Annotated in this window: 20 protein-coding genes and 1 pseudogene; 12 read left to right on the forward strand and 9 right to left on the reverse strand. The window is 71.5% G+C overall.

What is annotated here, in order from left to right:
• Nucleotides 1-60: 60 nt before the first annotated feature.
• Both ACIBAG_RS34710 and ACIBAG_RS34715 read right to left on the reverse strand, forming a co-directional pair.
• Nucleotides 61-420 (reverse strand): annotated as a pseudogene (locus tag ACIBAG_RS34710) (transposase family protein); the annotation flags it as partial.
• 296 nt (nt 421-716) lie between these two features.
• Complete coding sequence (locus ACIBAG_RS34715; protein WP_399110724.1) at nt 717-2,078, reverse strand: glutamine synthetase family protein; 1,362 nt, start codon at nt 2,076-2,078, stop codon at nt 717-719.
• Between the two features lie 330 nt (nt 2,079-2,408).
• Here ACIBAG_RS34715 and ACIBAG_RS34720 point away from each other — a divergent pair, with 330 nt between their 5' ends.
• A complete protein-coding gene (locus tag ACIBAG_RS34720) occupies nt 2,409-3,608 on the forward strand; it encodes a globin domain-containing protein (protein ID WP_399110726.1) in 1,200 nt (399 codons plus the stop codon).
• A gap of 228 nt (nt 3,609-3,836) precedes the next feature.
• On the opposite strand, the gene ACIBAG_RS34725 is transcribed toward ACIBAG_RS34720, so the two are convergent.
• Nucleotides 3,837-4,271: an RrF2 family transcriptional regulator gene (locus ACIBAG_RS34725; protein ID WP_399110727.1), complete on the reverse strand. Its 435-nt coding sequence runs from the start codon at nt 4,269-4,271 to the stop codon at nt 3,837-3,839.
• Between the two features lie 223 nt (nt 4,272-4,494).
• Here ACIBAG_RS34725 and ACIBAG_RS34730 point away from each other — a divergent pair, with 223 nt between their 5' ends.
• The 3 genes from ACIBAG_RS34730 to ACIBAG_RS34740 all read left to right on the forward strand — a co-directional run bounded on the left by ACIBAG_RS34730 (nt 4,495) and on the right by ACIBAG_RS34740 (nt 7,888).
• The gene (locus tag ACIBAG_RS34730) at nt 4,495-5,151 is read left to right on the forward strand and encodes a DUF3105 domain-containing protein (RefSeq protein WP_399110729.1); all 657 of its coding nucleotides are present in this window, start codon (nt 4,495-4,497) and stop codon (nt 5,149-5,151) included.
• Nucleotides 5,148-5,771, forward strand: a complete 624-nt coding sequence (locus ACIBAG_RS34735) for a DUF305 domain-containing protein (protein WP_399110731.1) — start codon at nt 5,148-5,150, stop codon at nt 5,769-5,771. Before ACIBAG_RS34730 ends, ACIBAG_RS34735 begins: the two co-directional genes overlap by 4 nt.
• Nucleotides 5,772-5,947: 176 nt before the next feature.
• Nucleotides 5,948-7,888, forward strand: a complete 1,941-nt coding sequence (locus ACIBAG_RS34740; protein WP_399110733.1) for a protease pro-enzyme activation domain-containing protein — start codon at nt 5,948-5,950, stop codon at nt 7,886-7,888.
• Between the two features lie 108 nt (nt 7,889-7,996).
• Here ACIBAG_RS34740 and panB read toward each other — a convergent pair whose 3' ends face one another.
• Nucleotides 7,997-8,872 (reverse strand): 3-methyl-2-oxobutanoate hydroxymethyltransferase, encoded by an 876-nt coding sequence (gene panB, locus ACIBAG_RS34745; RefSeq protein ID WP_399110734.1) that lies wholly within the window; start codon nt 8,870-8,872, stop codon nt 7,997-7,999.
• Nucleotides 8,873-9,052: 180 nt separating this feature from the next.
• Here panB and ACIBAG_RS34750 point away from each other — a divergent pair, with 180 nt between their 5' ends.
• The 6 genes from ACIBAG_RS34750 to ACIBAG_RS34775 all read left to right on the forward strand — a co-directional run bounded on the left by ACIBAG_RS34750 (nt 9,053) and on the right by ACIBAG_RS34775 (nt 15,962).
• A complete protein-coding gene (locus ACIBAG_RS34750; RefSeq protein ID WP_399110736.1) occupies nt 9,053-10,645 on the forward strand; it encodes an MFS transporter in 1,593 nt (530 codons plus the stop codon).
• Between the two features lie 91 nt (nt 10,646-10,736).
• A complete protein-coding gene (locus ACIBAG_RS34755) occupies nt 10,737-11,384 on the forward strand; it encodes a TetR/AcrR family transcriptional regulator (protein ID WP_399110738.1) in 648 nt (215 codons plus the stop codon).
• Nucleotides 11,385-11,571: 187 nt separating this feature from the next.
• Nucleotides 11,572-12,636 carry an endonuclease/exonuclease/phosphatase family protein gene (locus ACIBAG_RS34760; protein ID WP_399110740.1) on the forward strand — a complete coding sequence of 355 codons (1,065 nt, stop codon included), beginning with the start codon at nt 11,572-11,574 and terminating at the stop codon, nt 12,634-12,636.
• Nucleotides 12,637-12,730: 94 nt separating this feature from the next.
• On the forward strand, nt 12,731-13,951 hold the full coding sequence (locus ACIBAG_RS34765; protein ID WP_399110742.1) for an MFS transporter: 1,221 nt from the start codon (nt 12,731-12,733) through the stop codon (nt 13,949-13,951).
• A gap of 164 nt (nt 13,952-14,115) precedes the next feature.
• Nucleotides 14,116-15,141 carry an ATP-binding cassette domain-containing protein gene (locus ACIBAG_RS34770; protein WP_399110744.1) on the forward strand — a complete coding sequence of 342 codons (1,026 nt, stop codon included), beginning with the start codon at nt 14,116-14,118 and terminating at the stop codon, nt 15,139-15,141.
• Nucleotides 15,138-15,962: an ABC transporter permease gene (locus ACIBAG_RS34775; protein WP_399110745.1), complete on the forward strand. Its 825-nt coding sequence runs from the start codon at nt 15,138-15,140 to the stop codon at nt 15,960-15,962. The genes ACIBAG_RS34770 and ACIBAG_RS34775 overlap by 4 nt, the downstream gene beginning before the upstream one ends.
• A gap of 26 nt (nt 15,963-15,988) precedes the next feature.
• On the opposite strand, the gene ACIBAG_RS34780 is transcribed toward ACIBAG_RS34775, so the two are convergent.
• Together ACIBAG_RS34780 and ACIBAG_RS34785 are read right to left on the reverse strand one after the other, a co-directional pair.
• Complete coding sequence (locus ACIBAG_RS34780; RefSeq protein WP_399110747.1) at nt 15,989-19,414, reverse strand: AfsR/SARP family transcriptional regulator; 3,426 nt, start codon at nt 19,412-19,414, stop codon at nt 15,989-15,991.
• Nucleotides 19,415-19,745: 331 nt separating this feature from the next.
• Nucleotides 19,746-20,414, reverse strand: a complete 669-nt coding sequence (locus tag ACIBAG_RS34785) for a DUF6578 domain-containing protein (protein WP_399110749.1) — start codon at nt 20,412-20,414, stop codon at nt 19,746-19,748.
• 127 nt (nt 20,415-20,541) lie between these two features.
• Between ACIBAG_RS34785 and ACIBAG_RS34790 the strand changes: the two genes are divergently transcribed.
• Nucleotides 20,542-21,342: a site-2 protease family protein gene (locus tag ACIBAG_RS34790; protein WP_399110750.1), complete on the forward strand. Its 801-nt coding sequence runs from the start codon at nt 20,542-20,544 to the stop codon at nt 21,340-21,342.
• Here the strand turns inward: ACIBAG_RS34790 and ACIBAG_RS34795 are convergent.
• The 3 genes from ACIBAG_RS34795 to ACIBAG_RS34805 all read right to left on the reverse strand — a co-directional run bounded on the left by ACIBAG_RS34795 (nt 21,332) and on the right by ACIBAG_RS34805 (nt 23,573).
• Nucleotides 21,332-21,520 (reverse strand): hypothetical protein, encoded by a 189-nt coding sequence (locus ACIBAG_RS34795; protein ID WP_399110752.1) that lies wholly within the window; start codon nt 21,518-21,520, stop codon nt 21,332-21,334. The genes ACIBAG_RS34790 and ACIBAG_RS34795 overlap by 11 nt on opposite strands.
• A gap of 216 nt (nt 21,521-21,736) precedes the next feature.
• Complete coding sequence (gene npdG, locus ACIBAG_RS34800; RefSeq protein ID WP_399110754.1) at nt 21,737-22,462, reverse strand: NADPH-dependent F420 reductase; 726 nt, start codon at nt 22,460-22,462, stop codon at nt 21,737-21,739.
• Nucleotides 22,463-22,499: 37 nt separating this feature from the next.
• Nucleotides 22,500-23,573 carry an exo-alpha-sialidase gene (locus ACIBAG_RS34805; RefSeq protein WP_399110756.1) on the reverse strand — a complete coding sequence of 358 codons (1,074 nt, stop codon included), beginning with the start codon at nt 23,571-23,573 and terminating at the stop codon, nt 22,500-22,502.
• 159 nt (nt 23,574-23,732) lie between these two features.
• Between ACIBAG_RS34805 and ACIBAG_RS34810 the strand changes: the two genes are divergently transcribed.
• Complete coding sequence (locus tag ACIBAG_RS34810) at nt 23,733-24,335, forward strand: hypothetical protein (protein WP_399110759.1); 603 nt, start codon at nt 23,733-23,735, stop codon at nt 24,333-24,335.
• The last annotated feature ends 184 nt before the right edge of the window (nt 24,336-24,519 follow it).

Here is a 24,519-nt window from a genome sequence, read left to right on the forward strand (position 1 = left end):
CTGGATCCGTGCGCCACGCGCCCGAGGCCCGACGACAGCGGGCCCCATCACGGCGATCTGTCAGCGTTGCCGTTCCAGGGAGAGGACGGCCGCGGAGATTGACGACATTCGATTCGGGCTGCACCAGGACCTGCGGAAAATCCGCCATGACTTCAGTCGCGCGACGGCGCGCTCGGCCGGTGCCCGTGCCGCGGACAGCGCGCGGTCGACGATCTGCTGGGTCGGCGCGAGATCACGGACCGGCGGGCGCCTGAGGGGTGTCGTCACCCATGGGCCGGCTCCCATGCAGGCTGCGGTCGGCGAGGATGGGGATGCCCTGGCGTTCGCAGATCCGGATGATCCGGTGAGTGCGGGCCGCGGTCAGGCGTGCGCGCAGCCGGGCAACGCAGGCGAGATCCACAGCAGCCGACCGTCCGGGTGACGTAGTCGGGTCTCGGAGATCACCTCAGCATCCCCGCCGACCGTGCGAACAACATCAGGGGCGCTGAGTCACTACCTCGGGCACAACGATCCGGGATTCGCGCTCGGGGTCGACCCGCACATCATGCGGAGCAGCGACGCACGGGCCCGGGAGGCCGTGGACGGCCTGTACGAGGGCACCGATCCGGCGCCTGACGGCCCGAGACGGCCCAGGGTCAGTGAGACGCGATGGGGCCGACGGTCCACGACCGTCGGCCCCATCCGCCGAATCAGCGGAAACCCGCTCTGACCTGCGCTTACAGCACCGGCAGATTCTTCCGCAGCTCGAACGCCGTCACCTCGGAGCGGTACTCGTGCCATTCCGCCCGCTTGTTGCGCAGGAAGAAGTCGAAGACGTGCTCGCCGAGGGTCTCGGCGACCAGGTCGCTGCGCTCCATCAGGGACAGCGCCTCGCCCAGGTTCTGCGGCAGCGGCTCGATGCCCATCGCGCGGCGCTCGGCGTCCGACAGCGCCCACACGTCGTCCTCGGCGCCGGGCGGGAGCTCGTAGCCCTCCTCGATGCCCTTGAGTCCGGCGGCCAGCAGCATCGCGTACGCCAGGTACGGATTGGCGCCGGAGTCCAGGGAGCGGACCTCGACCCGGGCGGAGCCCGTCTTGCCGGGCTTGTACATCGGGACGCGGACCAGGGCCGAGCGGTTGTTGTGGCCCCAGCAGATGTACGAGGGGGCCTCGCCGCCGGCGCCGGCGGTGCGCTCGGAGCCGCCCCAGATGCGCTTGTAGGAGTTCACCCACTGGTTGGTGACCGCGGCGATCTCCGCGGCGTGCTTCAGCAGGCCCGCGATGAAGGAGCGGCCGACCTTGGAGAGCTGGTACTCGGCGCCCGACTCGTAGAAGGCGTTCCTGTCGCCCTCGAACAACGACAGGTGCGTGTGCATGCCGCTGCCCGGGTGCTCGGAGAACGGCTTCGGCATGAAGGTCGCCTGGACCCCCTGCTCCAACGCCACCTGCTTCATGACCAGGCGGAACGTCATGATGTTGTCCGCCGTGGACAGCGCGTCGGCGTAGCGCAGGTCGATCTCCTGCTGGCCCGGCGCGCCCTCGTGGTGGGAGAACTCGACCGAGATGCCCATCGACTCCAGCATGGTGATCGCCTGGCGGCGGAAGTCCATGCCGATGTTCTGCGGGGTGTGGTCGAAGTAGCCGGAGTTGTCGGCGGGGGTCGGCACCGAGCCGTCGACCGGCTTGTCCTTCAGCAGGAAGAACTCGATCTCCGGGTGGGTGTAGAAGGTGAAGCCCAGGTCGGAGGCGCGGGCCAGGGCGCGCTTGAGGACATAGCGCGGGTCCGCGAAGGACGGCGAGCCGTCCGGCATGAGGATGTCGCAGAACATCCGGGCCGTGCCGGGGGCCTCGGCGCGCCAGGGCAGGATCTGGAACGTCGAGGGGTCCGGCTTGGCGATCATGTCGGACTCGTATACACGGGCGAAGCCCTCGATCGCCGAGCCGTCGAAGCCGATGCCCTCGTCGAAGGCCTGCTCGAGCTCGGCCGGGGCCACGGCCACGGACTTGAGGAAGCCCAGCACGTCCGTGAACCACAGCCGTACGAACCGGATGTCGCGCTCCTCCAACGTCCGGAGCACGAACTCCTGCTGCTTGTCCATCTTCCGCTTCCCCATCCTTGCTGGTCAGGCCGCCTGTCTCCGGTACCGCAGGAGGCGGTCGGGCACCTGAGCATCACACCACAACACCATTTCAGGCGCGTTGCGCACCTTGATCGCCGAAGCGATCCCGGACTGAACGCCCGGCCTACGGCAGGTGTCCTGCCGTGGCGCGCGGTGAACTGCTCTGCCGCCCATCTTGCCTGCTCGGACCGACATCCGTAATGCCCGGCCCCATAAGACCCACCCCGCTTTAATTTGCATCTCAGATGCAAGTTTTAATGACGGTGGGCGGCCACCCTCGCGCCGCCCGGTCGAGCCCGAGGAGAACCGATGCTGTCCGAGCAGTCCGCCGCCACCGTCCGCGCCACCCTCCCCGCGATCGGGGCGTCCCTCGCCGAGATCACCGAGCGCTTCTACGCGGGGCTGTTCGCCGCCCGTCCCGAGCTGCTGCGCGACCTGTTCAACCGCGGCAACCAGGCGGCGGGCACCCAGCGGCAGGCCCTGGCGGGTTCCATCGCCGCGTTCGCGACGCACCTCGTGGACCACCCCGAGGAGCGGCCGGACGCGATGCTGGGCCGCATCGCCCACAAGCACGCCTCCCTGGGCGTCACGGCGGAGCAGTACGCACTCGTCCACGAGCACCTCTTCGCCGCCATCGCCGACGTCCTCGGCGAGGCCGTCACACCCGAGGTCGCGGCCGCCTGGGACGAGGTCTACTGGCTGATGGCGAACGCGCTCATCGCGATCGAGAAGCGGCTGTACGACGAGCACGGTGGCGGCGAGTGGCAGGAGTGGGAGGTCGTCGGGCGCGTCGAGGAGACGGCCGATGTCGCGACCTTCCGGCTGCGCCCGGCCGACGGCCGCCCCGCGCCCGGCTTCCGGGCCGGGCAGTACGTCTCCGTGCAGGTCGAGCTGCCGGACGGGGCCCGGCAGATACGCCAGTACAGCCTGTCCGCCGCACCCGGATCACCGGTACGCCAGATCAGCGTGAAGCGCGTCCTCGGCGGCACCGCGCCCGACGGCACCGCCCCCGACGGCGAGGTCTCGAACCACCTCCACGCGCGCGTGCGCGTCGGCGACCGGCTGCGCCTTTCGGCGCCGTACGGCGATCTCGTGCTCGCCGGCACCGAGGCCCCGCTCCTGTTCGTCTCCGCCGGCATCGGCGTGACCCCCATGGTCGCGATGCTGGGCGAGCTCGCGGACGCCGGGCACGAGGGCCGGGTGATCGTCGTGCACGGCGACCGCTCCCCCGCCGCCCACGCCCTGCGCGCCGATCACGAGGCGTACGCCGAGAAGCTCCAGGGCGCCTCGGCCCACTTCTGGTACGAGACGGACGCCGACGCCCCGCACCGCACCGGCCTGGTCGACCTGACCGACATCGCCGTACCGGAGGGCACGCGCGCGTACCTGTGCGGTCCGCTGCCGTTCATGCGGGCGGTGCGGGCGCAGTTGATCGGGAAGGGCGTGGCACCGGCCGACATCCATTACGAGGTGTTCGGCCCGGACCTCTGGCTGGCGCGGGAGAGCTAGGGCCTGTGGTTCGGATCAGGTCGGCTGAGAGGTACTGAGCTTTTCAGCCGACCCGAGCCGGGGTCGATGGGGGTGCCCCCGCGCGAGGTTGTTCGAGCGTGGGGAGTCGGCAACCGACGACAACGCGGCTGGGGTACACCCTGCTCGAAGAGCTCGGGGGAGCGCGTGACAGGGCCCGCGACGCCGGCATGATCCAAACGACAGGTCCTAAGCCCTGTCGTCAGGGCCTTAGGGCACACGCCCGATCCGCAGCAGCAGCGGCCCCGTCGGGTCCGCGGTCACGTCGGCCACCGTCAGCGGGTCCAGCGAGGCGAAGAAGGCCTCCTGGGCCCGCCGCAGCGCCCCGCGCAGCCGGCACGCGGAGTTGAGCGGGCACGGGGTGTCGCCCTCGCACTCGACGACGTCGCCGTCCCCCTCGAAGGCGCGCACGATCGCGCCCACGGATGCCGTACGGCCCTTGGCGCTGAGCGAGAGCCCGCCCCCGCGGCCCCGGCGTGCGTCGACCAGACCCAGGTGCTGCAGCTCGGCGACGACCTTGGCGGCGTGTGTGTACGGCACCTCCATGTCCGCCGCGACCTCGCGGGTCGTCGGCGTCGCGTCGCCCAGGACGGCGAGCCGCATGAGGAGGCGCAGTGCCAGGTCGGTGGAGCGCAACAGCCGCATGTACGGCAGCGTAGATAATGCGCATCCGGGGTTCCAAATATCGGGCGGCCTATCGGGCGGTCATAAAATCGGGGCAGTTCGAAATATCGGGCGTCCAGGCGCGGACCGGTCGGCCGGCGCGTCCCGACCCGGCCTTTCCGCCGACCGCTCTACTGGACGTCGCACCTCCCCCATTACGATCAGCGAACCCGACTGTCCCACCCCTCCCAGAAGGGCACACCTCATGGGCTCCGCCAAGAACAAGAGCAGCGCCGCGCGCAGAGCGCGAATAGAGGAGATGCGGCGCGCCGAGCAGGCCCGTGACCGGCGCAACCGCATCCTCACCATCGCGGCCAGCGTCGTGGTCGTCGTCGGTCTCGTCGTCGGCGGTGTCGTCCTGGTCCAGTCGCAGTCCGACGACAAGGCTCAGGCGGACAAGACGCCCGGGAAGTTCATCACCGGCAAGGACGGCGTGAAGACCTGGAACAAGACCCTGTCCCAGACCCACGTCAAGACCAGCGTGACGTACCCGATGGAGCCCCCGGTCGGCGGCGACCACCACGCGGCCTGGATGAACTGCAACGGCGACGTCTACACCAAGGAACTCAAGAACGAGAACGCCGTGCACTCCCTGGAGCACGGCGCGGTCTGGGTGACGTACACCAGCAAGGCCTCCAAGGCCGATGTCGCCGCGCTGGCGGAGAAGGTCAAGAAGACGCCGTACTCGCTGATGAGCCCGGACGAGAAGCAGAAGGACCCGATCATGCTCAGCGCGTGGGGGCACCAGCGGACGGTGACGAGCGCGAGCGACCCGAACGTCGACAAGTTCTTCGAGAAGTACGTCCAGGGTGAGCAGACGCCGGAGAAGGGCGCGGTCTGCACGGGCGGTCTGTCGGAGTGAAGCGGCACGTCGGATGGCCGGCCGGAACCGCGGCGGCGGTGCTCGTCGCGGTCGGCGCCATCACCTACGCGGTCGTCGAGGACGGGGGCGCGGGCAGCGCCCCGAGCGCCGACTCGGCGGACGCCGGATTCGCGCGGGACATGGCCGTGCACCATCAGCAGGCCGTGGAGATGTCGTACATCGTGCGCGACCGCACCGATGACGAAGAGGTGCGGCGGCTCGCGTACGACATCGCCCAGACGCAGGCGAACCAGCGCGGCATGATGCTGGGCTGGCTGGATCTGTGGAAGCTGCCGAAGGTGTCGTCGGACGCGCCGATGACCTGGATGGGCATGGGCGACATGGCCTCCGGCGAGGACGGCGCGCTGATGCCGGGCATGGCGACCAACACCGAGATGAAGAAGCTGGAGAGCCTCAGCGGCAAGCAGGCGGAGGTCTTCTACCTGCAGTTGATGACGGACCATCACAAGGGCGGCATCCACATGGCCGAGGGCTGTCTCGACAAGTGCGCGGTCGACGTGGAGAAGGACCTCGCGCAGGGCATGGTGAACGGGCAGGAGTCCGAGATCGCGCTGATGAAGGACATGCTGTCGGAGCGGGGCGCCAAGCCGCGCCCGTAGCCGTCCTCGGCTCCGCCTGCCTGGGCGACCGCCTCGACGGCCGCACCCTCGAAATGGCGTTGTCATTAGGTTAGTTGGGACCTTCTTGGGTCGGGCATTTCCCTGGCCTGAACGGTTCGGCGATTGAGTGGCCACCTCGGGTGATCCACTCGCAGACGAATCGCACAGGGGGTTCCATGAGATCTCGACGTGCCGCGCTGCGCGCCTCCGTGAGCCTGGCGGCGACACTGCCACTGCTCACCGGCGCGCTGGCACTCGGCATACCCGCGGCACACGCCGCGGACCAGCAGGGCCGGGAAGGGCTCACCGGCACCAAGCCCGCGTGGGCCACGGCGAAGGCGGACCGGGGCGCGGCCTCGGACAGCGACCGGGTCTCCGCCCGCGTCTACCTCGCGGGCCGCGACGCGGCCGGTCTCGCCGCCTACGCGAAGGCCGTGTCCGACCCGGGCTCGGCGTCGTACGGGAAGTATCTGAGCGCGAAGCAGGCACAGGCCCGCTTCGGCGCGACGAAGGCCCAAGTGGCCGCCGTCAAGGGCTGGTTGACTTCGGCGGGTCTGAAGGTCACGGGCGTGACGCCGCACTATGTCGCCGTCACCGGCGATGTGGCCGCCGCCGAGAAGGCGTTCGGCACCCAGCTGCACAACTACACCAAGGGCGCGAAGACCTACCGGGCGCCCACGACGACCGCCTCGGTGCCGGACGCCGTCAAGGACGCCGTGCTGACCGTCACGGGCCTCGACAACGCGCCGCACCTGGCGAGCCACCAGGATCGACTCCCGCCGCCCGAGACGGTGTTCCGCAACGCCGGGCCGTTCTCGACGTACCACGGCTCGAACGTGGCGACCACGCTGCCGGACGCGTACGGCACGAAGCTCCCGTACGCCGTCAAGGGCTACACCGGCAGGCAGCTGCGCGCCGCGTACGGCGCCGGCGGGCACACCGGCAAGGGCGTGCGCATCGCCATCACCGACGCGTACGCCTCCCCGACCATCGCGTTCGACGCGGCGACGTACGCGCGGCGCAACGGCGACGCGGCCTGGACGAGCGGCCAGTTGCGGCAGGTCCTGCCCGCGAAGTACACGCGGACCAAGGAGTGTTCGGCGGCCGGCTGGTACGGCGAGGAGACCCTCGACGTCGAGGCGGTGCACGCGGTCGCGCCCGGCGCGCAGGTCACCTACGTGGGCGCCGCGTCCTGCTACGACGAGGACCTGCTGGACTCGCTCAGCAAGATCGTCGACCGCCATCTGGCCGACCTCGTCTCCAACTCCTGGGGCGAGACCGAACAGGCCCAGACTCCGGACCTCGCGGCCGCCTACGACCAGGTCTTCCAGTTCGGCGCGGTCGAGGGCATCGGCTTCTACTACTCCTCCGGCGACGACGGCGACGAGGTCGCGAGCAGCGGCACCAAGCAGGTCGACATCCCGGCGAGTTCGGCGTGGGTGACGGCGGTCGGCGGTACGTCGCTGGCGGTCGGCGAGCACGACACCTACCTGTGGGAGACCGGCTGGGGAACCGAGAAGGCGACCCTGTCGGCCGACGGCAAGAGCTGGACCGACTTCCCCGGCGCGTTCACGTCGGGCGCCGGCGGCGGCACCAGCAAGACGGTCGCCGAGCCCTCCTGGCAGAAGGGCGTCGTGCCGGACGCGCTGGCGAAGGCCAACAGCGCCGACGGCAACCGCGTCGTCCCGGACATCGCGGCGATCGCCGACCCGAACACCGGGTTCCTGGTGGGGCAGACGCAGACCATGCCGGACGGCACCACGCAGGCGTACGACGAGTACCGCCTCGGCGGCACCTCGCTGGCCGCGCCCGTGATCGCGGCCGTGCAGGCCCTCGCGCAGGAGGCACGCGGCGGGAAGCCGCTCGGCTTCGCCAACCCGGCGATCTACGCGAGGTACGGCTCGAAGGCGTACCACGACGTCACCGACGACCCGACGGGGACCGGCCTCGCGGTCGCCCGCGTCGACTACGTGAACGGCTACGACGCGACCGACGGCCTGACCACGTCCGTACGGAGCCTCGGCAAGGACAGCTCGCTGAGCGCCGTGAAGGGCTACGACGACGTGACGGGCGTGGGTACGCCTGCGAGCGGTTATGTGGAGTCGTATCGCCGCTGACCGGCACCTTCGGGAAACGGGGCGCCCCGCCGACGGGGGAAGATCGGCGGGGCGCTGTGGTGCCGCAATGGCTCAGTGGCCGCAGAGGCTCGGCGGCCGCGGTGGCGGCTAGTGGACGGAGTGCTCCTCCAGCGGGAACGTTCCGCCGACCACGTCCTCCGCGAACGCCTTCGCCGCGTTGCCCATGACCTCGCGCAGGTCGGCGTACTTCTTGACGAACTTGGGGACGCGACCGCCGGTCAGGCCCAGCATGTCCGTCCAGACCAGGACCTGGGCGTCGGTCTCGGGGCCGGCGCCGATGCCTACCGTCGGGATGTGCAGCGTGCGCGTCACCTCCGCCGCCAGCTCCGCCGGAACCAGCTCGAGGACGACCGCGAACGCGCCCGCGTCCTGGACCGCCTTCGCGTCGCGCAGCAGCTGTGCGGCCGCCTCCTCGCCACGGCCCTGGACGCGGTAGCCCATGGCGTTGACGGACTGGGGGGTCAGGCCGATGTGGGCCATCACCGGGATGCCGGACTCGACCAGCAGCCGGATCTGTTCGTGCGACCGCTCGCCGCCCTCCAGCTTGACCGCGCCGACCCCGGCCTCCTTCACCAGCCGGGTCGCCGAGCGCAGCGCCTGCACCGGGCCCTCCTGGTAGGAGCCGAAGGGCAGGTCGCCGACGATCAGGGCGCGGGACGTGCCGCGTACGACGGCCGCCGCCAGCATGGCCATCTGGTCGAGGGTGACGGGCACGGTGGTGTCGTAGCCGAGGTGGCAGTTGCCCGCGGAGTCGCCGACGAGCATGACCGGGATACCGGCCTCGTCGAAGACGGACGCGGTCATCGCGTCGTACGCGGTGAGCATGGGCCACTTCTCGCCCCGCTCCTTGGCGAGGGCGATGTCGCGAACGGTGATGCGGCGGGTGCCCTTCCCCCCGTACAGCGTCTTGCTGCCGTCGGAGGGCTTCGCCTGAGGCGTCTGGGCAGCCGAAAGCTGCGTCATTGCAACGGCTCCTTCTGTCATCTCGAGGCGCCCTTACGGCGTCCCCGGATCCCCTCCATGGTGGCACTTCGTGCCAGGGAGGGCCAGGCCCCCTCGTGTGAGATCCACCCCGCGTAAGACCTCGGTAAAAATTTACGATACGAGACGGTTCCGTATCGGAAATCTTCTAGGCTCGACGGCATGACTTCTCCCGTCCCTGACACCGGCCCCCGGATACCCGAATCCGTGCACCGGCGCCGCTGGGCGATCCTCGGCGTGCTGATGCTCAGCCTGCTGATCGTCGTGCTGGACAACTCGATCCTGAACGTCGCCATCAAGACCATCTCGACCCCGGCCCCGACCGGCCTCGGCGCCACCCAGAGCGAGCTGGAGTGGGCGATCAACGCGTACACGCTGGTCTTCGCCGGGTTGCTGTTCAGCGCGGGCATCCTCGGCGACCGGCTCGGCCGCAAGAAGGTGCTGCTCGGCGGGCTCGCCGTGTTCGGTGTCGGCTCCGCCCTGGCCGCGTTCTCCGGCTCGCCCGGCGAGCTCATCGCCTTCCGCGCGGTGATGGGCCTCGGTGCCGCCTTCGTCATGCCGGCCACGCTCGCCGTGCTCATGAACGTCTTCGAGCGCGACGAGCAGCCCAAGGCCATCGGCATCTGGGCCGGCGGCGTCGGGCTCGCCATCGCGATCGGGCCCATCACCGGCGGTCTCCTGCTCGACCACTTCTGGTGGGGCTCGGTCTTCCTCATCAACGTGCCCATCGTGCTGATCGCGGTCGCGCTGATGGTGTGGCTGGTCCCGGACTCGCGCGATCCGAACCCGGGGCGCATCGACCCCGTCGGTGTCGTGCTCTCCGTCGTCGGCCTGGTCCTGCTGGTCTACGGCATCATCAAGGGCGGCCAGCTCGCCGACTTCACGGACGTGACGGTCCTCGCGACGATCGCCGCCGGTCTCGCCGTCCTCGTCGGCTTCGTCATGTTCGAGAAGCGCAGCGACCATCCGTCCATCGACGTCACGTACTTCAGGAACAAGGTCTTCTCGGCCGCGGTCGGTGTCATCGCGCTGGTCTTCTTCGCCCTCATGGGCGTGACGTTCTTCTCGGTGTTCTACACCCAGAGCGTGCGCGGCTACTCGCCCCTGCAGACCGGCCTGCTGATGCTGCCGCTCGCCGCCGCCCAGATGATCTTCGCGCCGCGCGCCCGGCTCCTGGTGGACCGGTTCGGCAACCGGGCCACGACCACCGGCGCGATGCTCCTCATCGCCGCCACCCTGACCGCCTTCGCCGGGTTCGAGGCGGACACGCCCATCTGGATGCTGGAGGTCGTGTTCTTCCTCATGGGCGCCGCGATGGCGCACATCATGACGCCGCTCAGTGTCGTCATCATGCAGGCCCTGCCCCGCGAGAAGGCCGGCTCCGCCTCCGCCCTCAGCAACACCTTCCGGCAGGTCGGCGGCGCCCTCGGCATCGCCGTGCTGGGCTCGGTCATGTCGACCGCGTACCGGGGCGGCATCGAGGACCGGCTCACGGTGCTGCCGGAGGGCGTACGGCACACGGCGGGCGAGTCCGTCGAGGCCACGCTCGGCGTCGCGGAGCGGCTCGGCGCACGGGGCGAGGCGCTCGTCGGGCCGGCCCACGAGGCCTTCCTGCACGCCATGCACGTCACGGCGCTGTGGGGAGCGGGCGTCGCGGTGCTCGGCGCGGTGGTCATGGCGCTGTTCCTGCCCGGACGGCCGACAACGCCTCAGGAGGGAAAGCCCGAGCGGGAGTTGGCGGCCGCGGACCAGTAACCGAACCGGACACGCGCCGGATCGCGCCTGGTCCCCCGGCCGCCGCCCACCAGGGAGAATCAGCACCACCCACGGAAAGGACCGAGTTCGAGTGAGCCTCGCCGAAAGCCACCCCCGGCAAGACGGCCCCGTCAGGGGCCGCCCCCGCAGCGAGGCCGTGGAGCGGTCCATCATCGAGGGCGTCATGAAGCTGCTGGAGGACGGCGTTCCGCTCGCGGAGCTGTCCATCGAGCGCATCGCCCGCACAGCCGGTGTCGGCAAGGCCACCATCTACCGCCGCTGGAGCGGCAAGGAGGAGCTGTTCGTCGACGTCGTGCGCGCCGCCGAGCCCCCGGACCCCGAACTCCCGGGCACCTCGCTGCGGGACGACCTCGTGGCGTTCCTCGAGCAGATGCGCCAACGCGGGCTGATGACCCGTTCGTCGGCCCTCCTGCGCAGCGTGTTCGCCCAGGTGAAGAGCAGTCCGAAGCTCTGGGACGCCTATCACACGATCGTCGTCGAGCCGCGGCGCAGGAGGCAGGTCGCGCTCCTGCGCCGCGCGCAGGAGAACGGCGAGCTGCGCACGGACATCGACGCCGAGCTGATGAACGACCTGTTCACCGGCCCGATGCTGATGCGCACCCTGGTGCGCGCCGACACCGTGCTGCGTGCGGACGGCGACCTCCCGGAGGGCCTGTCGGAGCAGATCGTCGACGCCGTGCTCGAGGGTCTACGGCCCGTCAGTTCACGCACCTCGTAGATCGCATGTGCGCGTTTCGTCACAGAGCGCGCTTTCCCCCGCCGCATCCGGAACTCCTGACGGCGACTTGTACGTCCTCGCCCCCGTACGGCCGTCATGAGACGGCGGGATCGGAGCCGATCATCCCCTAGGGTTTCTCTGGGCGCGGGGGGACGACGGTGTGCACGGCAGGTAGTGAGGCGACGGTATGGCGCAGCAGGCGTACGTGACGGAGACGGACAACGGAGGCTCGGGGCCCGAGCGCCGGGAATCCGGGCTTCGGCGCCTGACGAACCGCCTGAAGGAGAGCCGCCTGGTCGCGGGCTGGCGCGGCGACCGGCGCATCTGGCGGCGCGGCATCGTACTGGCCGCCGTCGCGGTGATCCTCGCCCTGGTGATGGCGCTGCACGCGCAGATCCCGAACGCGGTCGGCAACCTCGGCAGCCTCACCGAGACGTTCCTGCCCTGGCTGGGCCTGCTCGTCCCGGTGCTGCTCCTGCTGGCCCTGGTGCGGAAGTCCGCGACCGCCCTGATCGCCGTGCTGCTCCCGGCGATCGTGTGGCTGAACCTCTTCGGCGGCCTCCTCGTGGACCGGACCGGCGCCGGCGGCGACCTCACGGTGGCCACGCACAACGTCAACGCCGACAACGCCGACCCGTCCGGCACCGCCCGGGACGTGGCCGCGTCCGGCGCGGACGTGGTGGCCCTGGAGGAGCTGACGGCCACGGCGGTCCCGACGTACGAGAAGGCGCTGGCCTCGACGTACAGGTACCACTCGGTGCAGGGCACCGTCGGCCTGTGGAGCAAGTACCCGCTGTCCGGCGTCAAGCCCGTCGACATCAAGCTGGGCTGGATCCGGGCCATGCGGGCCGTGGTGGCCACGCCGTCCGGGCAGGTCGCGGTGTACGTCGCCCACCTGCCGTCGGTGCGGGTGAAGATCGAGGCCGGGTTCACCGCCCGGCAGCGCGACAAGAGCGCCGACGCGCTGGGCGAGGCCATCGCCGACGAACCGCTGGAGCGGGTGGTCCTGCTCGGCGACCTGAACGGCACGATGAACGACCGCTCGCTCAGGGCCGTCACCGCCCAGATGCGCTCCACGCAGGGCGCCTCGGGCAGCGGGTTCGGGTTCAGCTGGCCGGCGTCGTTCCCGATGGCGCGGATCGACCAGATCATGGTGAAGGGCGTCGAGCCGGAGAGCTCGTGGACGCTGCCGGCCACGGGCAGCGACCACCTCCCCGTGGCCGCGCGTGTGAAGGTCGACACGTCCTCGTAACCGCAGGAATACCGGGCCGGGGAGCGTTTGTTCCGAAGCTGAACATAAGCTTGGTACGGAACTCCGCTCTCCCTCGAAAGGCACGGCTCTTTTCATGCCCCTGGCCCTGCTCGCCCTGGCCGTCGGCGCCTTCGGCATCGGTACGACCGAGTTCGTGATGATGGGCCTGCTGCCCGAAGTCGCGAACGACCTGGACATCTCCATCCCCGCCGCCGGGCATCTGGTCTCGGCGTATGCGCTGGGCGTCGTCATCGGCGCCCCGCTGCTGGCGGCCGTGACGGCGCGCATGCCCCGCCGGACGGTCCTGATCGGCCTGATGGCGCTGTTCGTGGCGGGCAACGCGGCGTCGGCCTTCGCGCCGGACAACTCCTGGCTGCTGGTGGCCCGCTTCGTGAGCGGTCTGCCGCACGGTGCCTTCTTCGGCGTCGGCGCGGTGGTGGCGACGAGTCTGGTCGCGCCCGAGCGCAAGGCGCGGTCGGTGTCCCTGATGTTCCTGGGCCTGACCGTCGCCAACATCGCGGGCGTGCCGGTCGCCACGCTCATGGGGCAGAACCTGGGCTGGCGGGCGACCTTCCTGGGCGTGAGCGCGATCGGCCTGGCCGCCATCGCCTCCCTCGCGCTGCTGATCCCGCGCGACCGGGTGCCGGCGCCGTCCGCCGGGCTGCGGGGCGAGCTGGCCGCGCTGAGGTCCCTGCCGGTGTGGCTGGCGCTCGCTACGACGGTCGCGGGCTTCGGCGCGCTCTTCGCGGCGTACAGCTACGTCACGCCGATGCTGACCGACTCCGCCGGGTACGCCGATGCCAGCGTGACGCTGCTGCTGGCGCTGTTCGGAGTGGGCGCGACCGTCGGCAACCTGCTGGGCGGGCGGCTCGCGGACCACGCGATGCGCAAGACGCTGTTCGGCGGCCTGCTCTCGCTGGCCGCGGTCCTGGCGCTGTTCCCACTCATGATGTCCACGGCGTGGAGCGCCGCCCTGGCGGTGGCCCTGCTCGGCATGGCGGCCTTCGTGGCCGGCTCCCCGCTCAACCTGATGGTCATGGAGAAGGCCTCGTCGGCCCCGTCCCTGGCCTCCTCGGCCAACCAGGCCGCCTTCAACCTCGCCAACGCGGGCGGCGCCTGGATCGGCGGCCTGGCCCTCGCCGCCGGCTTCGGCGTGACGTCCCCGGCGCTCGCCGGGGCGGCGCTGGCCGTGCTCGGGCTGGGGGTCGCCGCGGTCGCGTACGCGGTGGACCGGCGCCGGGTCTTTCCGCGGGGCGGGCGGGAGCGGGTGGTCGCGGGGCACGTTCCGCAGCGGGCGGAGACGGTTCGGCGCTGAGCTCCGCGCGACAACGGTTCTCTGCGCCTCGTACGACCAAGGGGCGGCCGGTGATGGTCACCGGCCGCCCCTCGTCGCACCCCGACCCCGCACTGTCGGTTCGCTGTAGGCCGTGTCGGTGATCTGTCGGTCGTTTGTCGGCGGCCCCTGGCACCGTCGTGGGCATGACGCGAATCGACAAGAACCCCGACGGCGTGAGCAGCGCCGTGTCCGTGCGGGGGTTGGTCAAGCACTACGGCGAGACCAAGGCTCTGGACGGTGTCGACCTCACGGTGCGCGAGGGCACCGTCATGGGTGTGCTCGGGCCGAACGGCGCCGGGAAGACCACCCTCGTACGGATCCTGTCCACGCTGCTGGCCCCGACCGCCGGGCAGGCCACCGTCGCCGGCTACGACGTCCTGCGGCAGCCCCGGCAGCTGCGCCGGGTGATCGGGCTGACCGGGCAGTACGCCTCCGTCGACGAGAAGCTCCCCGGGTGGGAGAACCTCTACCTCATCGGACGGCTGCTCGACCTGCCCCGCAAGGAGGCACGCGCGCGTGCCGACGAGCTGCTGGAGCGGTTCTCGCTGACCGAGGCGGCCAAGCGGCCCGCCGGCACCTACTCCGGCGGTATGCGGCGGCGGCTCGACCTCGCCGCGTCCATGATCGGTCGGCCCTCGGTACTGTTCCTCGACGAGCCGACCACGGGGCTCGACCCGCGCACCCGCAACGAGGTGTGGGACGAGGTCAAGGCCATGGTCGGCGGCGGAGTGACGGTGCTGCTGACCACCCAGTACATGGAGGAGGCCGAGCAGCTCGCCTCCGAGCTGACGGTCGTCGACCGGGGCAAGGTCATCGCGGGCGGCGGGATCGAGGAGCTCAAGGCCAAGGTCGGCGGGCGGACCCTGCGTGTCCGGCCGGCCGATCCGCTGCAGTTGCGGCCGCTCGCCGGGCACCTGGACGAGCTCGGCATCACCGGGCTCGCCACCACCACCGTGGACACCGAGAGCGGCACCCTGCTGGTCCCGGTCCTCAGTGACGAGCAGCTCACCGCCATCGTCGGCGCCATCACCGCCCGCGGCGTCACGCTCACCTCCATCACCACCGAACTGCCCAGCCTGGACGAGGTGTTCCTGTCCCTCACCGGCCACCGCGCCAGTGCCCCCCAGGACGCCGTGCCCGCCGACGACCGCGAGGAGGTCGCCGTATGAGCGCCGCAACGACCGTCACCACCGCCGTCGCCACCAACGACGCCCGCATTCCGCTGCGGTCGCATCTGCGGCACACCGGTGCGCTCGTCCGCCGGAACCTTCTGTGGGTCCGGCAGAACCCGGAGTCGATGTTCGACGCGATCCTGATGCCGATCGTGTTCACCCTGCTGTTCGTGTACGTCTTCGGCGGCTCGATCGGGCAGGCACTCGGCGGCGGCCAGGACCAGTATGTGCAGTACGTCGTACCCGGAATGATGGCCATGATGGGCATGAGCATGGCCATGTCGGTCGGTACCGGGTTCAACGAGGATTTCAACACCGGCGTCATGGACCGCTTCCGCTCCCTGCCGATCGGGCGGGGCTCGGTGCTCTTCGCCAAGATCGCGGTGGAGTTGCTGCGGATGATGGTCGCGACGACGATCATGCTGGTCGTCGGCGTTCTGGTCGGCTTCGACATCACCAACTGGGGCGGACTGCTCGCGGCCGTGGCGCTGGCCGCGCTGTTCGGCTCGGCGCTGATGTGGGTCTTCCTCACCCTCGGCGTGGTGCTGAAGAGCGCGCAGTCCGTACAGGGACTGGGCTTCCTGGTGCTGATGCCGCTCCAGTTCGGCTCGTCGATCTTCGCCCCGACCCAGTCGATGCCGGGCTGGCTGCAGTCCTTCACCGACGTCAACCCGCTGTCCTCGCTCGCGGACGCCGCGCGGGGGCTGATGGTGGGCGGCCCGGTCGCGCACGACCTGTGGGTGACCGTCGCCTGGTCGGTGGGACTCACTGCGGTCATGGCGCCGATCGCGATCCACAAGTTCCGCACGAAGAGCTGACGCACCGGGCCCCGCATCGGTGCGCGTCACACCAGGGCGGCGGCCTCCCGGGAGGAGAGGCCGCCGCCCTCCGCGTACGCCGCCTCGTACGCCGAGTCGCCGAGCACCGCACGCGCGGCCTCGACCGCACCGTCGTGCACCACGCGCTCATGGGACGTCAGGACATGCCGGGGCGGCAGCAGCGCGTCCGCGGCGCCGAGACAGCGGGCGGCGTCCCGGGCCCGGCTGCCGTCGTCGACGCGGGCGAGGGCGTACGCGGCCATGGCGAGATAGCCCGAGCGCATCTGCGGGGCGATGGCCTCGGACAGCGGGTCCTCGGCGCGTTCCAGCGCGCCCCTGATCCGCTCCAGGGACTCCGGGTAGCGCCCGTCGGCCGCGTCCAGCCAGGCCTCCGCGCCGAGGATGAAGGCGTCGAAGACGATGAAGTGGGCGATCTTGAACTGCTCGCGCAGCAGCCGCAGTTGCTCACGCGCCTCCGGAATCCGGCCGGTCAGGCCGAGCCGGCCGGCCAGGATCAGCCGGGCGAAGGGCATCGACTGGTCGTTCGGGCCGCTCGCCTGGTCGAGAACCTCGCGCAGCAGGCGCTCTCCCCGCTCGGCCTCGCCCGCCTCGATGAGGACGCTGCCGAGCCGGGCGTTGAGCACACCCGTATGGCCCCGGGCGCCGAGGTGTTCGGCGCGCTCGATCGCCGCCTCGTAGTCGACGGCGGCCTCGCGGTACTCGCCCCTGCGCTCATGTGCCTCGGCGCGTGCGGCGAGTGCCTCCGCGGTGCCCCACCTGTCGCCGAGGCGGCGGTAGATCGCCAGCGACTCGTCGGCGTCGCGGGTGGCGTCACCCGCCCACTCGGTGCGGTTGGCGAGCAGATTGGCCCGCATCTGCAGATTGGCGGCGAGGTCCCACTCGTACCCGGGCACGCCCCGGCAGGTGTCGACGGCGGCGTCGATGATGGTCCGCACCCGTTCCATGTTCCCGGTGAGCAGGACGGCGTAGAACCACAGGGAGCCGGGGAAACGGCACCCCTGGGGCAGTCCGGGCCGGTACGTCTCGCCGACGGCGCGCAGTTTCCGCTGCCCCTCGGGCGACTGCCAGAGCTCCAACTCCGTGTCCATGCAGGCGAGATGGACCAGATGGACGCTGCGCCGGGCCTCCGTGAGGACCTCGCCGGTCCAGGGCGGCGGTGCGGCGATGCAGCGCTCCCATATCGGCGCGGCAGGGCTGATGGGCTCGGTGAAGGGGTCCGGGCCGAGGTCCTGGATCTCCCGGGCCCAGTTGCGGGCGACGATGCGCTGGTCGCGCATCAGCCAGTACCAGGCCATCGAGAGCACCAGGCACATCGCCTCCTGCTCGTCCCGCACGGCCACGGCGTGGTGCAGAGCGGCGCGGATGTTCTCGCTCTCGCGCTCGAACCGGCGGATGACGGCGAGCTGCCCTGCGCCGCGCAGCGAAGGCTCGCTGGTACGGACGAGTTCGCGGTAGTACGTCAGATGCGCGCGCTCGGTCTCCGACCGCCGGCCGACCTCGTCGAGCCGTTCGGCGGCGTACTCGGCGACGGTCTCCAGTAGCCGGTAGCGCATCTCTCCGTCGCCCGAAGGGGCCGCCACCACAAGGGACTTGTCGACGAGCGAGCCGAGCGTCTCCAGTGCGACGGGCCCGCACACGGCCTCGGCGGCGGCGAGATCACATCCGCCGGCGAACACGGACAGCCCCCGCAGCACGTCCCGTTCGTCCTCGTCCAGCAGCTCCCAGGACCAGTCGACGACCGCGCGGAGGGTCTGCTGGCGGGGCAGGACGGTACGACTGCCGGAGGTGAGGAGCCGGAAGCGGTTGTCGAGCCGGTCGGCGATCTGGCGTGGCGTCAGCACGCGGAGCCGGGCAGCCGCGAGCTCGATGGCGAGGGGAAGGCCGTCGAGGCGCCGGCAGATCTCGGCGCAGGCCTCCGGGTCGGCCTCGATCCGGAACCCCGGCCTGGCCGCGGAGCCCCGGTCGGCGAGCAGCCGCAGCGCGACCGGCTCGGGCAGCGGGTCGACGGGGCGCAGCAACTCCCCCGGTACGCCGAGAGGTTCACGGCTGGTGGCGAGCACGGTCAGCCGCGGGCAGCGCTCCAGCAGCTCCGCCACGAGGCGGGCGGCGGCCTCGACGACATGCTCGCAGTTGTCGAGGATCAGCAGCATGCGGCGCTTGCCGCAGTGCTCGGCGAGCCGCTCGACGGGGTCGTCGTGCCGGTCGGACCCGGCCCGCATGGCCTCGGCACCGGCGCCGTACAGCACGGTCTCGCGTGCGCCGACGGCGGTGAGCACGGCCTCCGGTACGGCCTGCGGGTCGTCGACCGGCGCGAGCTCGGCCAGCCACACCCCGTCCGGCGCGGCGCCCCGCACGCTCTCGGCGGCCTCCTGCGACAGCCGTGTCTTGCCGGCGCCGCCCGGGCCCAGCAGGGTCACCAGGCGGGCGGTGGTCAGATCACCTCGGATGGCCTCGATGTCCGCTTCCCGGCCGACGAAGGAGGTGAGGCGGGCTCGGAGGTTGCCGGTGGGGTGGGGGTGGGGTGGTGGAGCGGTGGGGGCGATGGAGGCGGTGGGCTGAAGGGTGGTGGAGGCGGTGGGCTGGAGGGTGGTGGAACCGGCGGGTGAGAGGGCGCCGGGCGGATCGGCGGCGGGGAGCCCGCGGGCGGCACTGCCAGGGGCAGGGGCAAGGGAGTTGCCCGAGACGCGGGCGTCGGCGGCGGAGGGAAGCCGAAGCAACTCGCCGTGCAGCGCCCGAAGTTCCGGTCCCGGGCCGGAGCCGAGCCGGTCCGCCAGCAGGCGGCGTACGGCCTCGTAGGCGTCCAGGGCCTCCGCCGTGCGGCCCGCGTCGCGCAGGGCGCGCAGGCGCAGAGCCTGAAGGGATTCGTCCAGGGGGTGGGTGTCGCACAGGGCGGTGAGCTCGGGCAGGGACTGCTCGGCGTGGCCCAGGGCGAGGGCCGCGGTGTGCCGGGCGCGCAGGGCGTCGAGGCGTCGGGTCTCCTGGCGGGCCGCCTCGGCGGCGCGGTCGGGGAGGTCGGCGAGGGCGGGGCCGTGCCACAGGGCGAGGGCGTCGTCGAGGGCGACGGCGGCCTTGGCGGGGTCGCCGTCGGCCAACGCGCGCGTGCCCTCGCCGGCGAGGCGCTCGAAGCGGTGCAGGTCGATGTCGTCGGGCGCCGCGGCGAGGCGGTAGCCGCCCTCGACGGAGACCACCGCGTCCGCGCCCAGCGCCCGCCGCAGCCGGCCGACGAGGGCCTGCAGCGCGCCCGTCGCGTCGGCGGGCGGAGCCCCGTCCCACACCTCGTCCACCAGCAGACTCGCGGGCACGGTACGCCCGCCCCGCAACGCCAGCACGGTCAGCAGGGCACGCAACCGTGCCCCGCCCACCGGAATGGGGGTGCCGTCGGGGCGAAGGGCCTGGGTGGTGCCGAGAATGCGATAGAGCACGGGGTCCATTGTCTCTGGTGGGTTCGGGGGCGGTCACAGGGTTGGGGCGCGCGGCGTGTGCGGAGGTACGGGAGCCGGGTGTGCGAAAGCACGGGGGCCACACGCGGGAAGGCACGGGCACGGCAGGCGGAAAGCCACGGGGGCCGCAAGCGGGAAGGCACCCGCGCCGTACGCCCAAAGTCACAGGCCCTGCAGGCAATGGAAGGCCCCGGCGCCGCACGCCCCGCGCCCGAAGCACAAGCCCCGCATGCCCAACGCCACAGACCCCGCACACCCGAAGCCGCAGAGTCCCGACGCCCAAAGGCACAGGCCCCGCACGCCCAAAGGAACAGTGGCGCCCTCACCCCGGTTCCGGGACCGTGCTCAGGGTCGTCAGCAGTTCCGCGAGGGCGGCCGGCGGCAGGCCCGTCACCTCCGTGCCGGGGGCCGTGTGCGGTAGGCCCCGGGCCTCGCGCACCGCGTGCGACAGCCAGGAGTCGGTGCCGGGTACCTCCAGGGTCACGATCGCGCCGGCGTCGGCGTCCGCGAACCACTTCGGGCACTCCCACACCGACCGCAGCGAGCGGTCCCCGGCGACCGGCTCCCGTGTGAGCGCACCCGGCGCCACCTCGCTGAATCCCTGCCGCAGCACTTGGATCGCCCGTACCCGGCCACGGGTCTCGGGCAGGTCGGGATCTCCGTGGAACTCGGCCGTGAGGAGCCCGACGAGACGCAGCACGTCACCTGGCCGCACGTCGCCCAGCTCCTCCTCGGCCAGGACGCCGACCGGATGCCCGTGCAGGGCGACCACGAGTCCGTTCTCGTCCCGCAGGACCCGCACCGCGCCGTCGTCCCCCGGTATGTCCTCCACCGGGCCGACGACCTTGGTGAGCTGGTCGTGCCAGCCGCCGCCGAGGAAGTCGTCGGAGGAGCTGAACAGCAGGGGCCAGCTCACCTCGTCCCCGACCTTGAAGGGCGTACCGCAACACCCCATCTGCCAGTCCGCGTAGAACACATGCCAAAGCCCCATGCCCCCACCCTCCCCGGAACCACCGCCCCACCGCGAGACGTTTTCCGCTTGCGCCCGGTACGGTCGGGCAGTCCCCACGCGGTCCCGCACGTGTACGAGACGCGTGTACAAGAGTCCAGGGAGCCCCATGACCACCGCCCTCACCCGCCGCAGCGAACGGCGGATCAGCCCCGTCTTCGTCGGGATCCTGGCCGTCACCGCGGTGACCGGCTGGGCCACCTGGACCGGGTTCGCCGAGCAGCCCGGGCTGGCCGTGTTCCTGTTCGTGACCGCCGCCTGGATCGTGTCCCTGTGTCTGCACGAGTACGCACACGCGCGTACCGCCCTGCACAGCGGCGACATCTCGGTCGGGGCGAAGGGCTACCTCACCCTCAACCCGCTGAAGTACACGCACGCGCTGCTCAGCATCGTGCTGCCGGTCGTCTTCGTGATCATGGGCGGCATCGGTCTTCCCGGCGGTGCCGTCTTCATCGAGCGCGGGCGGATCCGGGGCCGCTGGCGGCACAGCCTGATCTCGGCGGCGGGGCCCTTGACCAACGTCCTGTTCGCCGTCGTGTGCACCGCCCCGTTCTGGCTGGACGCCCTGGACGGCGTCCCCCGGGACTTCCGCTTCGCGCTCGCCTTCCTCGCCCTGCTCCAGGTCACGGCCGCGATCCTGAACTTCCTGCCGGTCCCGGGCCTGGACGGCTACGGCGTCATCGAGCCCTGGCTGTCCCAGAAGATCAAGCGCCAGGTGGAGCCGTTCGCCCCGTTCGGCCTGCTGTTCGTGTTCGCACTGCTGTGGCTGCCGGCGATCAACGGCGTGTTCTTCGACATGGTCGACGCGGTCCTGCGCGGCCTGGGAATCGGCGACGTCGACACGTACTGCGGCTACGACCTGTTCCGCTTCTGGCGGGAGGCCAATCCCTACTGCTCGGTCAGCCCGTGACGGACCCGCTCTGCCGATCGGCCTTGCCACGCCTCAGGTAGTACCAGGTCATGTTCGACGACAGCCCCGCCAGCAGGACCCAGACGATCCCCAGAAGGCTGCCCTGCACGAAGGACACGACCGCCGCGGCCACGGAGAGGAGACAGACGATCAAGGCGTAGATGGCGAGGCGGGGCATTTCGGTCGGCTCCTTCGGGGGACACTGCTACAGCGACCAGTGTCCCCCATCCCTCAGAGCCTGTGTCATGTCCCCCGGCCGGGCGCGCGACGCCTGGCACGCACTCCCCCAAGCTCTTCGAGCAGGGGGGACCCCCGGCTGCGTTGCCGAAACGCGCCTGTAGCTCCTCCCCCACGACGCCCCGCGCCGGTCCGACCGGGGATATGACACAGGCTCTCAGACGTCCGTGACGCGGAGCCCGGCGTGTGCCTTGTACCGCCGGTTCACCGAGATCAGGTTCGCGACCAGCGACTCCACCTGGTGGGCGTTGCGCAGCCGTCCCGCGAAGATGCCGCGCATGCCGGGGATACGGCCGGCCAGCGCCTGGACGATCTCGACGTCGGCGCGGACCTCGCCGAGCACCATGACGTCCGTGTCGATCTCCTCGATCTCCGGGTCCTGGAGCAGCACGGCCGACAGGTGGTGGAAGGCCGCCGTCACCCGCGACTCCGGCAGCAGGGCGGCGGCCTGCTCGGCGGCGCTGCCCTCCTCCGGCTTCAGCGCGTAGGCACCCTTCTTGTCGAAACCGAGCGGGTTGACGCAGTCGACGACCAGCTTGCCCGCCAGCTCCTCGCGCAGGGACTCCAAGGTCTTGCCGTGGCCCTCCCACGGCACGGCGACGATCACGATGTCGCTGCGCCGCGCGCACTCGGCGTTGTCGGCGCCCTCGACACCGTGCCCGAGCTCCTCGGCGGCGGCCTCGGCCCGCTCGGCCGCCCGCGAGCCGATGATCACCTTCTGGCCGGCCCGGGCGAGCCGGTAGGCGAGGCCCTTGCCCTGCGGCCCGGTCCCACCGAGCACGCCGACGACGAGCCCGGAGACGTCGGGGAGGTCCCAGGGGTCCTTGGCCGGGGCCTTCGCGGGGGCGTCGGTGGGCTGCTGTGCACTGTCGGTAGAGGTCATGGGCCGACTTTACGTCCGCCCTGCGCACCCCGATGGGTCAGGTGAGGTGCGTCACGGGCACCCGGCGGAAGGTGATGCTCTCGTACGGCCCGAAGTCGCCGGTCTCGTAGAGGAGTCCGACCGTGTCGGCGTCGATCCGTACGAGGTCCGAGTAGGCGGCGGGCAGCCCGTCCACCGTGTGCGCGGGCCGCCAGGTGAGGCCGCCGTCGGTGGAGGCCCGGATGGTCATCAGGGCGCGGGCGGCGGGGTCGGCGGGGCCGGAGAAGAGCAGAACGTCGGGGTCGCGGAGCTGGAGCACGCTGCCTTCGCAGATGGGAGCGACGAGGCCGGCCTGCGGGCGGAAGGGCTTCACCAGTGTCTCGCCGCCGTCGTCGGAGTACGCGTCGGCGCGGTTGCCGGGGGACGTCGAGTCGTTGCGGGTGTTGAAGTAGACGCGGCCGTCGGGGAGTTCGGCGGCGGTGGTCTCGTTGACGTTGATGTAGCCGTCGGTGTTCTCGTCGACGTAGCCGATGCGCCAGGTGGCACCCCGGTCGTCGCTGAGCAGGCAGTGGCCGCTGTTGTACCGGGGCTCCGTGCCGGTGTCGTCGCCGGTGGGCGGGATCGTGTGGTTGGCGGGGACGACGACCCGGCCGGTGCTCAGCTGGATCGCGTGGCCGGGCGTGGTGGCGTACCAGCGCCATCCGGGCCGCTTCACCTGCGCGGTGATCTCCTTGGAGCTCGACCAGGTGACGCCGTCGTCGTCGCTGTAGCGCACCCAGATCCGGCGGCCGTCGGCGTCGCCGACCTCGCCGCGCAGGATGCCGGCCTCGGTCGCGTCGGCGTGGTTGCGGATGAAGACGAGCAGGATGCGGCCGGTGTCGAGGACGACGGGGGCGGGGTTGCCGGCGAGATGCCAGTTGTTGTCGGCGACCACCGTGAGGGGGCCCCAGGTGCGGCCGCCGTCCGTCGACCGCTTCAGCACGATGTCGATGTGCCCGTGGTCGGCGGCGGAGTTGACCCGGCCCTCGCAGAAGGCGAGGACGGTGCCGGCGGAGCTGGTGACGACGGCCGGGATGCGGAAGCTGGCGTAGCCCTCGTGACGGGCACGGAACGGGACGCTGGTCTCTGTCATGGAGGGCTCCTCGGATGGCCGGTCGCCGCGGCTCGGTCGCCGGTGGCCGCGGGCGGGGCACGGACGGTTGTGCGGGATGACGGATCGGTCTGCCCAAGTCGGGCGAATTCGTGGTGAACTCCGGGTCACGAGTGGTCGATTGCGGCAGGATGCGGTCGCATGGATGCCGTACGGGTCGCGTTGCTGCGCGAAGTACTCGCCGGGACCGAGTGGTTGGGGGCCACACGGCGGTTCGCGGGGGCGCTGCGGGCATCGGCGGTGTCGCACGGCGGCGGGCTGCTGCTGGTCGGCACGCCGGAGTACGAGCCATGGCATCTGGCGGCCCATCTGGTGGACGAGGCCGCGTGGTCGGGGACGCCGGAGCTGACCCCGACCCTGGTACGGCATGCCGCTCGCGCCTCGGATCCGGCGCATCTGGCGGTCGGTCTCGGCCGGTTGGCGGCGGCACGGCGCGGGGAGACGCTGCTGGTGGTGTCGCCGGGAGGGCCCGGGGAGCCGCTTCTGGAAGGGGTGCACGACGCCCGGCGGGCCGGGGCGACGGTGCTGGCGCTCGGCGCCGACGAGGGTGACCTGACGGCGATGGCACACGAGACGCTGGCCGTGTCCGAGAGTTCCGAGCTGGACCTGGACACCGTGCAGCACCTGGTGAGCGCGGCGGCCGGCGAGAACGCGCTGCCCGCCCCGAGAGGCCGCCGGCGGTTCCGCGACCGGCTGTCCCGGCTGGCGGAGTCACTGACCGCCCCGCCACCCGCACCCTGGTGACCGCGGCCGCGCCCAGGTGACCCCACCCGGCCCTGGCGACCCCACCCGCACCCTGGTGACCCCGTCCGCCCACTGACCCGACCCGGTCCCTCAGGACGCCGGACTCGACGAGGCCCGGCTCCGCCCGGAGCCGTCGGCTTCCTTGCCGCGTCGCCACCGGCCGTCCTGCGGCCCTTCCCCGCCG

Origin of the sequence: Streptomyces sp. NPDC051243 (genome assembly GCF_044455405.1) — a bacterium.
In the GTDB taxonomy this organism is placed as follows: domain Bacteria; phylum Actinomycetota; class Actinomycetes; order Streptomycetales; family Streptomycetaceae; genus Streptomyces.

Bases quoted from the DNA above. Each gene is read 5' to 3' on its own strand.
- ACIBAG_RS34715 (WP_399110724.1), bottom strand. From the start codon at position 2,078: ATGGACAAGCAGCAGGAGTTCGTGCTCCGGACGTTGGAGGAGCGCGAC.
- ACIBAG_RS34720 (WP_399110726.1), top strand. From the start codon at position 2,409: ATGCTGTCCGAGCAGTCCGCCGCCACCGTCCGCGCCACCCTCCCCGCG.
- ACIBAG_RS34725 (WP_399110727.1), bottom strand. From the start codon at position 4,271: ATGCGGCTGTTGCGCTCCACCGACCTGGCACTGCGCCTCCTCATGCGG.
- ACIBAG_RS34730 (WP_399110729.1), top strand. From the start codon at position 4,495: ATGGGCTCCGCCAAGAACAAGAGCAGCGCCGCGCGCAGAGCGCGAATA.
- ACIBAG_RS34740 (WP_399110733.1), top strand. From the start codon at position 5,948: ATGAGATCTCGACGTGCCGCGCTGCGCGCCTCCGTGAGCCTGGCGGCG.
- panB (WP_399110734.1), bottom strand. From the start codon at position 8,872: ATGACGCAGCTTTCGGCTGCCCAGACGCCTCAGGCGAAGCCCTCCGAC.
- ACIBAG_RS34750 (WP_399110736.1), top strand. From the start codon at position 9,053: ATGACTTCTCCCGTCCCTGACACCGGCCCCCGGATACCCGAATCCGTG.
- ACIBAG_RS34760 (WP_399110740.1), top strand. From the start codon at position 11,572: ATGGCGCAGCAGGCGTACGTGACGGAGACGGACAACGGAGGCTCGGGG.
- ACIBAG_RS34765 (WP_399110742.1), top strand. From the start codon at position 12,731: ATGCCCCTGGCCCTGCTCGCCCTGGCCGTCGGCGCCTTCGGCATCGGT.
- ACIBAG_RS34770 (WP_399110744.1), top strand. From the start codon at position 14,116: ATGACGCGAATCGACAAGAACCCCGACGGCGTGAGCAGCGCCGTGTCC.
- ACIBAG_RS34775 (WP_399110745.1), top strand. From the start codon at position 15,138: ATGAGCGCCGCAACGACCGTCACCACCGCCGTCGCCACCAACGACGCC.
- ACIBAG_RS34780 (WP_399110747.1), bottom strand. From the start codon at position 19,414: ATGGACCCCGTGCTCTATCGCATTCTCGGCACCACCCAGGCCCTTCGC.
- ACIBAG_RS34785 (WP_399110749.1), bottom strand. From the start codon at position 20,414: ATGGGGCTTTGGCATGTGTTCTACGCGGACTGGCAGATGGGGTGTTGC.
- ACIBAG_RS34790 (WP_399110750.1), top strand. From the start codon at position 20,542: ATGACCACCGCCCTCACCCGCCGCAGCGAACGGCGGATCAGCCCCGTC.
- ACIBAG_RS34795 (WP_399110752.1), bottom strand. From the start codon at position 21,520: ATGCCCCGCCTCGCCATCTACGCCTTGATCGTCTGTCTCCTCTCCGTG.
- npdG (WP_399110754.1), bottom strand. From the start codon at position 22,462: ATGACCTCTACCGACAGTGCACAGCAGCCCACCGACGCCCCCGCGAAG.
- ACIBAG_RS34805 (WP_399110756.1), bottom strand. From the start codon at position 23,573: ATGACAGAGACCAGCGTCCCGTTCCGTGCCCGTCACGAGGGCTACGCC.
- ACIBAG_RS34810 (WP_399110759.1), top strand. From the start codon at position 23,733: ATGGATGCCGTACGGGTCGCGTTGCTGCGCGAAGTACTCGCCGGGACC.